General features: G+C 70.7%; 11 protein-coding genes. 7 read left to right on the forward strand and 4 right to left on the reverse strand.

The features are described from left to right. The first annotated feature begins 1 nt into the window (after position 1). Positions 2-673: a DNA alkylation repair protein gene (locus ACOPJ3_RS06330; protein WP_427870986.1), complete on the forward strand. Its 672-nt coding sequence runs from the start codon at positions 2-4 to the stop codon at positions 671-673. Between the two features lie 102 nt (positions 674-775). Here the strand turns inward: ACOPJ3_RS06330 and ACOPJ3_RS06335 are convergent, their stop codons facing one another. Beyond that, a complete protein-coding gene (locus tag ACOPJ3_RS06335; RefSeq protein ID WP_427870987.1) occupies positions 776-2,104 on the reverse strand; it encodes a bifunctional o-acetylhomoserine/o-acetylserine sulfhydrylase in 1,329 nt (442 codons plus the stop codon). Between the two features lie 305 nt (positions 2,105-2,409). On the opposite strand from ACOPJ3_RS06335, the gene ACOPJ3_RS06340 reads away from it, so the two are divergent. The 5 genes from ACOPJ3_RS06340 (at position 2,410) to mfd (ending at position 9,096) form a co-directional block, all read left to right on the forward strand. Then, positions 2,410-3,186, forward strand: coding sequence for an SDR family NAD(P)-dependent oxidoreductase (locus ACOPJ3_RS06340; RefSeq protein WP_427870988.1), 777 nt, complete (start codon positions 2,410-2,412; stop codon positions 3,184-3,186). After that, positions 3,183-3,920, forward strand: coding sequence for a uracil-DNA glycosylase (locus ACOPJ3_RS06345; RefSeq protein WP_427870989.1), 738 nt, complete (start codon positions 3,183-3,185; stop codon positions 3,918-3,920). The genes ACOPJ3_RS06340 and ACOPJ3_RS06345 overlap by 4 nt, the downstream gene beginning before the upstream one ends. A gap of 160 nt (positions 3,921-4,080) precedes the next feature. After that, positions 4,081-4,683 (forward strand): 50S ribosomal protein L25/general stress protein Ctc, encoded by a 603-nt coding sequence (locus tag ACOPJ3_RS06350; RefSeq protein ID WP_427870990.1) that lies wholly within the window; start codon positions 4,081-4,083, stop codon positions 4,681-4,683. Between the two features lie 121 nt (positions 4,684-4,804). Then, entirely contained in the window at positions 4,805-5,431 is a 627-nt protein-coding gene (pth, locus tag ACOPJ3_RS06355; protein WP_427870991.1) for an aminoacyl-tRNA hydrolase, read from the forward strand. Further along, positions 5,428-9,096 (forward strand): transcription-repair coupling factor, encoded by a 3,669-nt coding sequence (gene mfd, locus ACOPJ3_RS06360; protein WP_427870992.1) that lies wholly within the window; start codon positions 5,428-5,430, stop codon positions 9,094-9,096. The genes pth and mfd overlap by 4 nt, the downstream gene beginning before the upstream one ends. A gap of 37 nt (positions 9,097-9,133) precedes the next feature. Here mfd and ACOPJ3_RS06365 read toward each other — a convergent pair whose 3' ends face one another. Further along, the gene (locus tag ACOPJ3_RS06365; protein WP_427870993.1) at positions 9,134-9,700 is read right to left on the reverse strand and encodes a hypothetical protein; all 567 of its coding nucleotides are present in this window, start codon (positions 9,698-9,700) and stop codon (positions 9,134-9,136) included. Positions 9,701-9,802: 102 nt separating this feature from the next. After that, entirely contained in the window at positions 9,803-10,303 is a 501-nt protein-coding gene (locus tag ACOPJ3_RS06370; protein WP_427870994.1) for a hypothetical protein, read from the reverse strand. A 219-nt stretch (positions 10,304-10,522) separates the two neighbouring features. Here ACOPJ3_RS06370 and ACOPJ3_RS06375 point away from each other — a divergent pair, with 219 nt between their 5' ends. Continuing rightward, on the forward strand, positions 10,523-11,254 hold the full coding sequence (locus ACOPJ3_RS06375) for a MazG nucleotide pyrophosphohydrolase domain-containing protein (protein ID WP_427870995.1): 732 nt from the start codon (positions 10,523-10,525) through the stop codon (positions 11,252-11,254). Positions 11,255-11,272: 18 nt separating this feature from the next. On the opposite strand, the gene ACOPJ3_RS06380 is transcribed toward ACOPJ3_RS06375, so the two are convergent. Then, on the reverse strand, positions 11,273-12,238 hold the full coding sequence (locus ACOPJ3_RS06380) for a LuxR C-terminal-related transcriptional regulator (protein ID WP_427870996.1): 966 nt from the start codon (positions 12,236-12,238) through the stop codon (positions 11,273-11,275). Positions 12,239-12,286: the final 48 nt, after the last annotated feature.

The raw sequence follows: 12,286 nt of genomic DNA on the forward strand, positions 1-12,286 counted from the left end.
TATGAACGCCCAGATCACCGCAGACGAGGCGCGGGCCAGGCTCGACGCGCTCGCCGACCCCAAGATCCTCGCCGTCAACGAGCGGCACGGCGACGACCACGCGGTGAACCTCACGAAGCTCCGCGCACTCGCGAAGGACATCGGGGCCGACCAGGAGCTCGCCCGCGAGCTCTGGGCGGGCGGCGGCAGCGCCGCGCGGCTGCTCGCGATCCTGATCTGCAAGCCGCGCGAGTTCGGCCGCGACGAGCTCGACGCGATGCTGCGCGAGGCCGGCACGCCGAAGGTGCACGACTGGCTCGTCAGTTACGTCGTCAAGAAGTCGAAGCACGCCGAGGAGCTGCGGCTGGCCTGGTTCGCGGATCCGGATCCGGTCGTCGCGAGCGCCGGCTGGGCGCTCACCACAGAGCGGATCGCGAAGAAGCCCGACGGCCTCGACCTGGACGGGCTGCTCGACACCATCGAGGCCGAAATGCGGGACGCGCCCGAGCGGCTGCAGTGGGCCCAGAATCACGCCCTCGCCGAGATCGGGATCCGGAACCCCGGGCTGCGCGACCGCGCCGTTGCCATCGGGGAGAAGCTGCAGGTGCTCGCCGACTACCCGACGCCGCCCGGCTGCACCTCGCCCTTCGCGCCGACCTGGATCGCAGAGATGGTCCGCCGCCAGGCGGAGTGATCTCAGCCCGACTGACCGCGCCGGGCCGGTTGTTAGCGATTTCGGGGCCTCCCGGGCCCGCGAAGCCCCGAAATCGCTAACAACCGCCGGGCCGGCGGCGGGTCAGGCGTTCGCCGCGGACTCCTCGACGACCTTGCGCGCCGCCGCGAAACCGCGCTCCAGGTCTGCCTTGATGTCGTCGATGTGCTCGAGCCCGATCGAGAGGCGCACGAGGCCGGGCGTCACGCCGGCCGTGAGCTGCTGCTCGGGCGAGAGCTGCGAGTGCGTGGTCGACGCGGGGTGGATGATCAGGCTGCGCACGTCGCCGATGTTCGCGACGTGGCTGAAGAGCTCGACGTTCTCGACGACCGCGCGGCCCGCGTCGACCCCGCCCTTCAGCTCGAACGACAGCACCGCGCCGACGCCCTTCGGCGCGTACGTGTTCGCGGCCGCATACCAGGGGCTCGTGGGCAGGCCCGAGTAGTAGACGGTCGCGACGTCGTCGTGCCCGTCGAGCCACTCGGCGATCTCCTGCGTGTTCTGCACGTGGCGCTCCATGCGCAGCGACAGGGTCTCGATGCCCTGCAGCAGCAGCCAGGCGCTGATCGGCGCGATCGCGGAGCCCAGGTCGCGCAGCAGCTGCACGCGCGCCTTAATAATGTAGGCGATCGCGTCGCCGACGGCCCCCGTGTAGCTGACGCCGTTGTACGAGGGATCCGGCTCGGTGAGCCCGGGGAACTTGTCCGCGTGCTCCGACCAGGGGAACGTGCCGCCGTCGACGATCACGCCGCCGAGCGTGGTGCCGTGGCCGCCGAGGAACTTCGTCGCCGAGTGCAGCACGATGTCGGCGCCGTGCTCGAAGGGGCGTACGAGGAACGGGCTCGCGACCGTGTTGTCCACGATCAGGGGGAGCGAGTTCTCGTGGGCGACGTCGGCGATAGCGCGGATGTCGAGCACATTCGAGCGCGGGTTCGCGATCGACTCGGCGAAGAACAGCTTCGTGTTCGGCCGCACGGCGCGCTGCCAAGCCGCGGGATCGTCCTGATCCTCGACGAAGGTCACCTCGATGCCGAGCTTCGCGAGCGAGTACTTGAAGAGGTTGTAGGTGCCGCCGTAGATCGAGCTCGACGACACGATGTGGTCGCCGGAGTTCGCGATGTTGAGCACGGCGAAGGTCGACGCCGCCTGGCCGCTCGCGAGGAGGAGCGCGCCCGTGCCGCCCTCGAGCGCGGCGATGCGCTGCTCGGCGACCTCCTGCGTCGGGTTCGTGATGCGGGTGTAGATGGGGCCGAGCTCCGCGAGGGCGAAGCGATTGGCCGCCTGCGTCGTGTCCTCGAACACGAACGACGAGGTCTGGTGGATCGGCAGCGCGCGCGACCCGGTCGACGGGTCGGGCTCCTGGCCGGAGTGGATCTGCTTGGTCTCGAAGCCCCAGGCGTTCTGGTCGGTCATTGTGTGCTCCTCGGTGAGTCGGAACGGGTGACGTTCGGTTCTGGATCGGCGCCTCGCGACGAGGATTCGGCCCAGGATCGAGGGTACGGATCGCCGGCGCTCGTGGCAAAGCCCTTCAGACACGCCGCGTAACGTGACGGACCAGGTCGCGCCCGCGTTTCGCGGCACGCGCGCGGCAATGTCGGTGGCCGGGTCTAGGCTCGGGATCACGGCCGTCGCCCAGTGCGGCGGTGCGCGCGCCGCGCGGCAGGGCCGGCGCAGTCAGAGCGCCGCCCAGGCGGCGCGAGTTCGCGGAAGGTGGAGCCATGCAGCATCGCATCGTCGTCACGGGGGCGAGTTCGGGAATCGGAGCGGCGACCGTGAGGAGGTTCGCGGAGCTCGGCTGGCGCACGGTCGCGGTCGCCCGCCGCGCGGACCGGCTCGCGGAGCTCGCCGATGAGACGGGAACGCACCCGATCGTGTGCGACGTCACGGACGAGCGGCAGGTGGCGGCGCTCGCCGCCGAGGTCGCCGAGACGGGAGGCGCGACCGGCCTCGTGAACAACGCGGGAGGCGCGCTCGGCACGGACTCGGTGGAGGCCTCGTCGAACGACGACTGGCGGCAGATGTTCGAGGTCAACGTCATCGGGCTGCGCACGGTCACGGCGGCGCTCCTGCCCATCCTCCGCGACGGCGCGCGGCGCACGGGCTGGGCCTCGATCCTGAACCTCACCTCGACCGCCGGGCACGCGGCGTATCCGGGCGGAGCGGGCTACAACGCGGCGAAGTTCGCTGCGCACGCCGTCACCGACGTGCTGCGGCTCGAGCTCGCGGGCGAGCCGATCAGGGTTATGGAGCTCGCGCCCGGGCTCGTGCACACGGAGGAGTTCACGCTCAAGCGGCTGCGGGGCGACGCGGCGGCGGCCGCAAAGCCGTACGAGGACGTGATCCCGCTCACCGCGGAGGAGGTGGCCGGCGTGCTCGTTGGCGCCTTCGAGCAGCCGCCGCACGTGAATCAGGATCTCATCGTGCTGCGCCCCGTCGCGCAGTCGAGCGTCTTCCACACGCACCGCGGGCCGCTCCTGCCGAGGGGCGGAGAGTGAGCGGCGCCGCCGGTGCCGACCCGGGCGACCTCGACCGTCTCGCCGAGCGCGGGGCGATCGCGCGCGACTGGGCCGAGGTGCTCAGGCCGGAGGAGGAGCGGATCGCGGAGCTGGGGCGCTTCCTCGCGGCCGAGCGCTCGATCGGCCACCTCGTGCTCCCGGATCAGGATAGGACCTTCGCGGCTTTCGCGCGGCCGCTCGCCGAGGTCAGGGTGCTCATCGTCGGCCAGGATCCGTACCCCACGCCCGGTCACCCCATCGGGCTCTCGTTCGCGACCTCGCCCGAGGTGCGCCCGCTGCCGCGCAGCCTCTCGAACATCTACCGCGAGCTCCGCGACGACCTCGGGATCGAGCCGGCGGAGCACGGCGACCTGAGCGCGTGGGCCGACCGCGGCGTGATGCTCCTGAACCGCGTCCTCACGGTGCGCGCGGGGGAGGCCGGCTCGCACCGGCGCAAGGGGTGGGAGCAGGTGACGGAGCGGGCGATCTCCGCGCTCGTCGCGCGCGGCGGCCCCCTCGTCGCGATCCTGTGGGGCAACGACGCGCGCTCGCTCGCGCCGCTCCTCGGCGAGGTGCCCCGGATCGAGAGCGCGCACCCTTCGCCGCTCTCAGCCTCCCGCGGCTTCTTCGGATCCCGCCCGTTCAGCCGGGCGAACGAGGCGCTTCTCGCGCAGGGCGGCGAGGCGATCGATTGGCGGGTCGTCCGGCCGGGAGGGCCCCGAGAGATCGTGTAGACTCTATGGCTGTACTTCGGCGAGGGGCGCACTGCGCCCGTAATCGACGCGGGACGGACTGCCTCAGCGGGCCATTTCGCTGCGTGATACGCGCAAGTGCGAACACCAATCCCGGCGGCCAGACCGCCCTCATTGGGCGAGAGCCCGCAAGGAGATCACTATGAGCGACAAGAACAAGCTCGTTGCATCCGTTCGCGACAACTTCGGCAAGGGCGCGGCCCGCAAGCTCCGCGCCGCCGGCAGCACCCCCGCGGTCGTCTACGGCCACGGCGCGGATCCGCTGCACGTCTCGGTTGAGACCCACCCGCTGAGCCTCATCGTTCGCCACGCGAACGCGCTCATCGAGCTCGAGCTCGACGGCAAGAAGAAGCTCGTCCTGGTCAAGGACGTCCAGAAGGATCCGGTGCGCCAGATCATCGAGCACGTCGACCTCCTCATCGTGAAGAAGGGCGAGACCGTCGAGGTCGAGGTCCCGCTCCACATCGAGGGCGAGCCCTTCGCCGGCGCCAACGCGCTGCAGGAGCTCAACTCGATCCGCCTGTCGGTCCCCGCGACCTCGATCCCCGAGAGCCTCACGGTCAACGTCGAGGGCCTCGAGGACGGCACGCAGATCCTCGCCGGCGCGATCGAGCTCCCCAAGGGCGCCTCGCTGCTCGACGACGAGGACGCGCTCGCCGTGAACATCGTGATCCCGCGCGCGTCCGCCGCCGAGGAGGACGAGGAGGCCGCAGCGGCCGAGGAGTCCGAGGCAGCCGCGGAGTAAGCTCCCCACGCTTGATGGCCCGCCGGGCCGGCGCCCAGCGCCGAGCCGGCGGGCCATTCGCATTTCCCTCGGGTCATCGATGTCAGTGGTTCCTGGGAAGATATTCATCGGAGGGTGACGGATGTTCTGGCGCCGCAACAAGAAATGGGAGACTCACGTGTCTGATGACAGCTGGCTCGTCGTCGGCCTCGGCAACCCCGGGGCGAAGTACGAGGCGACGCGGCACAACGTCGGCCAGATGGCGCTCGACGTGCTCGCCGAGCGCGTTTCGGGCCGGTTCTCCGCGCACAAGGCGGGGGCGCGGGTCGCTGAGGGTCGCGTGCGCCCCGGGGGTCCGAAGCTCATCCTCGCGAAGTCGAACGGCTACATGAACACGTCGGGCGGCCCCGTCTCCGCGCTCGCCAAGTACTTCGGGATCCCGGCCGAGCGCATCGTCGTGCTCCACGACGAGCTCGACCTGCCCTTCGACTCGCTCAAGCTGAAGCGCGGCGGTGGGCACGGCGGCCACAACGGCCTGCGCGACATCGCGAAGGCGCTGTCGACGCCCGAGTTCTTCAGAATCCGGATCGGGATCGGCCGGCCGCCCGGCTCCCAGGATCCGGCGGATTTCGTGCTGAAGCCGTTCGCATCGGGGGAGCGCGCGTCGCTCGCCGTGCTCCTCGAGGACGCTGCGGACGCGACGGAGGCGCTCGTCGACGAGGGTCTCCTCTCGGCGCAACAGCGATTCCACGGCGGGGGTGCGAAGTGACCCTGCGCGGGATCGACCGGCTGCTCGAGGCGTCGCCGAGCTTCGCCGCCGCGCTCGACTCGAGCGCGATCGACGCCGAGTTCTCGGTCGCTGAGGGTTTGCGCGCGCCGCTCATCGCCGGCCTCATCAGGCGCCGCCGTGAGGCTGGCGACACGGGCGCGCTGCTCGTGATCGCCGCGACGAGCCGCGAGGCCGACGCGCTGCGCCAGGCGCTCGCCTCACTCGTGCCCGAGGCGGTGACGGACGAGTTCCCGGCGTGGGAGACCCTGCCGCACGAGCGGCTGAGCCCGAGTGCCGAGACGGTCGGCCGCCGCGCGAAGGCCCTTCGCCTGCTCCGGGATCACGACCCCTCCCGTCCGCTCATCCTCGTGGCCTCGGTGCGCGCGGCCCTGCAGCCCGTCTCGCCGCACGCGGCCGAGGCCGAGCCGCTCGTGCTGCGCGCCGGGCAGGATTCTGACGGGCTTGATGCCGTGGCCCGCGGGCTCGTCGAGCGCGCCTACACGCGCGTCGACATGGTGACGCGCCGCGGCGAGTTCGCCGTGCGCGGCGGCATCCTCGACGTATTTCCGCCGGAGGCGCCGCAGGCCGCACGGGTCGACTTCTTCGGCGACGAGGTGGACCAGATCCGCCGCTTCGCTGTCTCGGATCAGCGCAGCGCGGGCGATCCGCTGCCCGAGATCGAGCTTTGGCCCGCGCGCGAGCTGCTCCTCACTGAAGAGGTGCGCGAGCGCGCCGCCGCGCTCTTGCCCCGCTTCCCGGCGCTCTCCTCCCTGCTGGAGAAGATGTCGCAGGGGATCCCGGTCGAGGGCATGGAGAGCCTGCTGCCGCAGCTGCTGCCCGGGATCAAGCCGCTCACGGCCCTCCTGCCTGCAGGCGGCGCGGTGCTCGTGGCGTCGCCCGAGCGGGTCGCCGGCCGCGCCGTGAGCCTCGCCGAGACGAACCGCGAGTTCCTCGAGGCGGCGTGGAGCGCCGCGACCGCGGGCGCGGATGCCCCGGTCCCGACTGACGACAGCGGGATGCTCTCGGTCGGCGAGCTGCGCGCCGCGTCGCACGGCCGGCCGTGGTGGACGGTATCGACGTTCGTGCGCGACGAGGCGGCGGGCGCCGGTGCCGGTGCCGGTTCCGGTGCCGACGGGGTCGACGAGGCCGAGCCCTCGTTCCCGGATCTCGACGCGGCGATCCACGTCGCTGGCGGCCCGTTCCCGCGCCACGCGCAGGGCGCCGAGGCGACGGGCGCCGCGATCCGCGTGATCGGCGAGCGCCTGCGAGAGGGCTGGCACGCGATCGTCACGGCCCAGGGCGTCGGCCTCGTCGAGCGCGCACGCGACGTGCTCTCCGAGGCTGGCGCCGCGGCGCGGATCGTCGACGAGCTGCCGGAGCTCCTGGAGGACGGGATCGTCTACCTCGTCGCGGGCACCGCCTGGACCGGCTTCGAGGATCCGGAGGCGAAGCTCCTGCTCGCGAGCGAGACCGAGTTCTTCGGCCGGGCCGTGAGCGCGCAGGCGGCCGGCGGGCAGAAACTTGCGAAGCGGCGCGGAAAGAACGTCGTCGACCCGCTCAAGCTCGTGGCGGGCGACTACGTCGTCCACGAGACGCACGGCATCGGCCAGTTCGTCGAGCTCACGCAGCGAATGGTGCCGACCGGGATCGGCCGCGACGCCACGAAGGCACTGCGCGAGTACCTCGTGCTCGAGTACGCCTCGACGAAGCGCGGCATGCCGAAGGACAAGCTCTACGTGCCGACGGATCAGCTCGACCAACTCTCCCGCTACGTCGGCGGCGAGGCGCCCGCCCTCTCGAAGATGGGCGGCAGCGACTGGGCGACCGCGAAGAAGAAGGCGCGCAAGGCGGTGCGCGACATCGCGGTCGAGCTCGTGAAGCTGTACTCGGCGCGCGTCGCGTCGAAGGGCTTCGCCTTCTCGGGCGACACCCCCTGGCAGCACGAGCTCGAGGAGGCGTTCCCGTACGCGGAGACCCTCGACCAGCTCACCACGATCGACGAGGTGAAGCGCGACATGGAGCGCGCGATCCCGATGGACCGCCTGATCGCGGGCGACGTCGGCTTCGGCAAGACCGAGGTGGCCGTGCGCGCGGCGTTCAAGGCCGTGCAGGACGGCAAGCAGGTCGCGATGCTCGTGCCCACGACGCTGCTCGTGAACCAGCACCTCGAGACGTTCCAGGATCGCTTCGCCGGGTTCCCCGTGCGCCTGCGCCCGCTCAGCCGGTTCCAGACCGACAAGGAAGCGAAGGACACGATTGACGGCCTCGCCGCAGGCACCGTCGACATCGTCATCGGCACGCACCGCCTGCTCGCCGACAGCGTCCACTACAAGGATCTCGGCCTCCTCATCATCGACGAGGAGCAGCGCTTCGGCGTCGAGCACAAGGACGCGCTGAAGAAGCTGAAGACGAACGTCGACATCCTCGCGATGAGCGCGACCCCGATCCCGCGCACGCTCGAAATGGCCGTGACCGGGATCCGCGAAATGTCGACCCTCGCGACGCCGCCCGAGGACCGGCACCCGATCCTGACCTTCGTCGGCCCGCGCAGCGACAAGCAGATCACCGCAGCGATCAGGCGCGAGCTCCTGCGCGAGGGGCAGGTCTTCTTCGTGCACAACCGCGTCCAGTCGATCGGCCGGATCGCGGCGCAGATCTCGGAGCTCGTGCCGGAGGCGCGCGTCGCCGTGGCCCACGGCAGGCTGAGCGAGCACCAGCTCGAGCAGGTCGTGCAGGACTTCTGGGAGCGCAAATACGACGTGCTCGTTTCGACGACGATCATCGAGACCGGCCTCGACATCGCGAACGCGAACACGATCATCATCGACGCGGCCGACAAGTACGGCCTGAGCCAGCTCCACCAGCTGCGCGGCCGCGTCGGCCGAAGCCGCGAGCGGGCCTACGCCTACTTCCTCTACGACCCGGACAAGCCGCTCACGGAGCACGCCCACGAGCGCCTGGAAACACTCGCGACGAACAACGAGCTCGGCTCAGGCATGCAGGTCGCGCTCAAGGACCTCGAGCTGCGCGGCGCGGGCAACCTGCTCGGCGGCGAGCAGTCGGGCCACATCGCGGGCGTCGGCTTCGACCTCTACCTCCGCATGATCGGCGAGGCCGTGAGCGCGTTCAAGGGGGAGGAGACGCAGGGGTCCACCGAGCTCGTGCTCGAGCTGCCGGTCGACGCGCACATTCCCGAGGAGTACGTCGAGAGCGAGCGACTCCGCCTCGAGGCCTACCAGAAGCTCTCGGCCGCCTCGCACCCGCAGGCGGAGGAGGGGAACGTCGCCCTCGTGCTCGAGGAGCTGACGGATCGCTACGGCGCGCCGCCGCCCGAGGTCGAGCGGCTCGCCCAGGTGTCGGCGCTGCGCCGCCGCGCCTCCCGTCTCGGCCTGTCGAAGGTCGTGGCGGCCGGGCCCGCGCTCCGCATCGAGCCCGTGAAGCTGCTCGATTCGCGCCGCATGCGCATGAACCGGATGTACCCGGGCTCCCGCTACACCGAGACGACGCAGTCGCTCCAGATCCCGCTCCCCGGCGGCACTGCTTCGTCGCGCAGCCCGCTCGCGGGCGTGGGCCAGCGCAAGGTCGGCGACGAGGGCGACATCGTCGCGTGGACGGGGCGCGTGCTTGAGACGCTACTGGAGGAGGACCCGCCGGCCGGGGGGTGAGAAGTAAGCGGAGCCGAGCAGCGGGCGGCCGTGCCCGCTACTGGGCGGCGCAGGCAGCCTTGAGCTCCTCGCCGATCCGTTGCAGGGCCGGGGCTCGCTCGCCCAGGATCTCGGTGAGGCGCGAGCCGTAGTCGACCGTGCGCTCCGCGCGAGTCGCGAGGTCTGCGCCTGCGAGGTCAAGCGCGCCGAGCCCCGCAAGGTCTGAGGCGAGCCCGTCCCACTCGGCGCGGGCGTCGGCAATGGCCGCGCTGACCGCGGGGTCGCTTGCACCCGCCGCGGCGGCGTCCAGCGTCGATCCGGCCTCCGCGAAGATCCCGGAGAGGTCGGGCGCCTCGCCCGTGAGCGCGGAGTTGACGATGTCCGGGACCCTGTCTCGGAGATCCGAGGAGAGCTCCTCCGCACGCTGCGACGCGAGCGCGCAACCGTCGGCCCCGGATCCCGGGTTCGGGGTCTGCGTCGCCTCCTGCTCGGCCGTCGGCTCTGGCGCCGGGCCTGATCCGGGGCCGATCTGCGAACACGAGGCGAGGGAGAACGCGAGCGCGAGGGAGACCGCGACGCGCAGCGCAGTTGTGGCGACGCCGCCCCCGCCGGTCCTGTGTGCCATGTTCGCCCCTTCCGTCTGCGCCTCGGAAATCGGCGAAGGGCCCAGAATCGAGTGATCCCGGGCCCTTCGTGGCGCACTATCGGTGCGCGCCGGATGTCGAAACTAGCTCGAGCATACCGAGTTCAGCTCAGTGCTCGACTCCTGGAGCTTCGTGGACGACTCGGTGATGTCGGCCTGCAGCTTCTCAGTCGACTTCTGCAGCTCCTCCAGCTTCGCCTGGGCATCGGGGGCGGTCGGGTCGATGTTCTGCGCGTCCTTGAGGGCGGAGAGGTCGACCTCCTCGATCGTCGAAGCGAAGGACTTGTACTCGGTGACGAACTTGTCGAGGGGCTTCTTCACCTCTTCGTTGGTGACCTTGCCCTGGGTGTCCTCGAGCGCCTTCACGACGGGCTTGAAAATCTCGCCGAAGTTGACGTCCTTGCCAGCCATCGCGTCCTGCATTCCCGTCTGCACGTCGCTCTGCGCCTTGTTCGCGACGTCAGTCATGGTGTCGTTGGCGATCTTGCAGGCGTCGGCGACGCTCTGGCCGCCGGCGCACGAGGCGAGGGTGGCGGCGAGTCCGAGTGCAGCGACGATGGCTCCGATGCGGCGTGCGGTCTTCATGGTTTGAATCACGTCCTTGAAGTAGATGGGAAACACGGTTCAAAGTCATAGGAAACTCCGAGCCAAGTAGAGGCTTAATGCGAAGATCCTCTAGGCAAACAATTGGCCGACCCGAAGTTCACCAGATCGTTTCTCATTGGATCGCGCGTAAATGTGCTTTGATCAGGGCAAACTCGGCACTCACCAGCGCAATGCAGAATCCCCCGGTATCGTTGCGGGATGGACGATGGTGCGAAACCCGACGAGAGTTCGATCGCGGAACGTGAGGCGGCGGCGCTCGCGAGGGTGGTGCACACGGTCCGCACGATGGTGCGCGAGGGGGGCTGCGCCTGGCACGAGGAGCAGACGCACGAGTCGCTCACGCGGTTCCTCGTGGAGGAGACGGCCGAGTTTATCGACGCGATCGAGCGCGAGCTCCCGGCGAGCGAGGTGAGCTCCGAGCTCGGCGACGTGCTCTATCAGGTGATCTTCCACGCCGCGATTGCTGAGCGCGACGGCGAGGGCTACGACATCGAGACGGTCGCGAACCTGCTCAATGAGAAGCTCGTGGCCCGACACCCGCACGTCTTCGGCGACCGAGGCTACATGAGTGTCGACGAGCTCCATGCCGAGTGGGAGCAGCTCAAGGAGGACGCTGCGGGGGAGAAGCGCGGCACGCGCGGCCCGCTCGACGGCATCCCCGCTGGAATGCCGACCCTCGCCCGCGCCGCGAAGGTGGTCGACCGGCTGCAGCGGGCCGGCCGGATCGACCCGAGCGCAGCCGACGGCCACCCGGAGGATCCGTTCGCCGCGGTGATCGGGCCGGACGGGCGGAGGCTCGCCGAGGTCGGCATCGGCGACGCGATGCTGGCGCTCGTCACGCGTGCGAACCACGCTGGCGTCGATCCGGACCGTGCGCTGCGGCTCGCGGTCGACCGACTCGCCGCGCGGGCGCTGCACTCCGCGCCATAGCGAGGGACCCGGGGAACGCTAGGGCAGGATCCCGAGTCGACGCGCGGACGCGACGGCGGCGTGCCTGGTCGGCGCCTCGAGTTTTGCCATCGCCGTCTTGAGGTAGCTCTTCACGGTGCTCTCCGTGAGCCCGAGGGCTTGCCCGATCCCCGCATTCGTGAGCCCGAGGCTCGCCTGCGAGAGCGCATCGATCTCACGCGGCGTGAGCGAGACGTTGAGCGGGGCGGTCGCCGCGGTTGACGTGAGCGCTCCTGCGCGTCCACTCGTGCCCGTCGCGCCGAGGGGGCCCGCCGGATCGCCGCGCGTGAGCGCTGCCGTCCGGTCGCCGCGCTCGGAGGAGATCCCGGCCAGGCGGTGCTCGATGGCCATGAGCCGCTCGCGGAGCTCAGGGTCGTGCACGTCCGCCGCGACACGCCGGAGCTCCGCGTAGCTGATCCGGAGCTCCTCGAGGGGCGCGTTCGGGATCGCGCGCTCGGTGCGTTCGGCGAGCCGCCGCGCCACCTCCTGCTCGATCCGGAGCTCCTGGGCAAACTCGCGGGCGACCGCGGCGCCGGCCTCCACGAAGGCGTTCATGGGCGTCGAACCGCCGCGCGTGCCCCCGTAGAGGACCGCGCGGGCGACGCCCTGCACCACGACCGGGACCGCGAAGAGCGCCGCGATGCCCTCCTCGCGGATCTCCGAATCGTAGTCGTGCGTGATGTGCCTGCAGCGCGTGTAGTCGCTCGTGATCCGGGGCCTGCGCTCGCTGACCGCGCGGCCGCCGAGGCCGCGATCGGTCACGACGCGGAGCCCCGCGAGGCTCAGCGTGCGGTTGCCCTCGAGGGCCGTGACGGTCGAGACGCCGTCGGCCTCGAAGCCGCCGAACGCGAGCGGGAATCTCGTGGCGCGCGCGAACTCGACGACCGCGGCCTGCAGGAGTCGCTGGGTGGGTGACTCAGGGCCGGGCCGGGTGGATGTCTGGGTGAGTGTCTGGGTGAGTTGCAACAGTGGAACTCCCTACTTTCGGGGGTACCACACCGTAACACGGCCGAA

The organism is Leucobacter luti (assembly GCF_050310065.1).
GTDB classification, from domain to species: domain Bacteria; phylum Actinomycetota; class Actinomycetes; order Actinomycetales; family Microbacteriaceae; genus Leucobacter; species Leucobacter luti_B.

Bases quoted from the DNA above. Each gene is read 5' to 3' on its own strand.
- ACOPJ3_RS06330 (WP_427870986.1), top strand. From the start codon at position 2: ATGAACGCCCAGATCACCGCAGACGAGGCGCGGGCCAGGCTCGACGCG.
- ACOPJ3_RS06335 (WP_427870987.1), bottom strand. From the start codon at position 2,104: ATGACCGACCAGAACGCCTGGGGCTTCGAGACCAAGCAGATCCACTCC.
- ACOPJ3_RS06340 (WP_427870988.1), top strand. From the start codon at position 2,410: ATGCAGCATCGCATCGTCGTCACGGGGGCGAGTTCGGGAATCGGAGCG.
- ACOPJ3_RS06350 (WP_427870990.1), top strand. From the start codon at position 4,081: ATGAGCGACAAGAACAAGCTCGTTGCATCCGTTCGCGACAACTTCGGC.
- pth (WP_427870991.1), top strand. From the start codon at position 4,805: ATGTTCTGGCGCCGCAACAAGAAATGGGAGACTCACGTGTCTGATGAC.
- ACOPJ3_RS06365 (WP_427870993.1), bottom strand. From the start codon at position 9,700: ATGGCACACAGGACCGGCGGGGGCGGCGTCGCCACAACTGCGCTGCGC.
- ACOPJ3_RS06370 (WP_427870994.1), bottom strand. From the start codon at position 10,303: ATGAAGACCGCACGCCGCATCGGAGCCATCGTCGCTGCACTCGGACTC.
- ACOPJ3_RS06375 (WP_427870995.1), top strand. From the start codon at position 10,523: ATGGACGATGGTGCGAAACCCGACGAGAGTTCGATCGCGGAACGTGAG.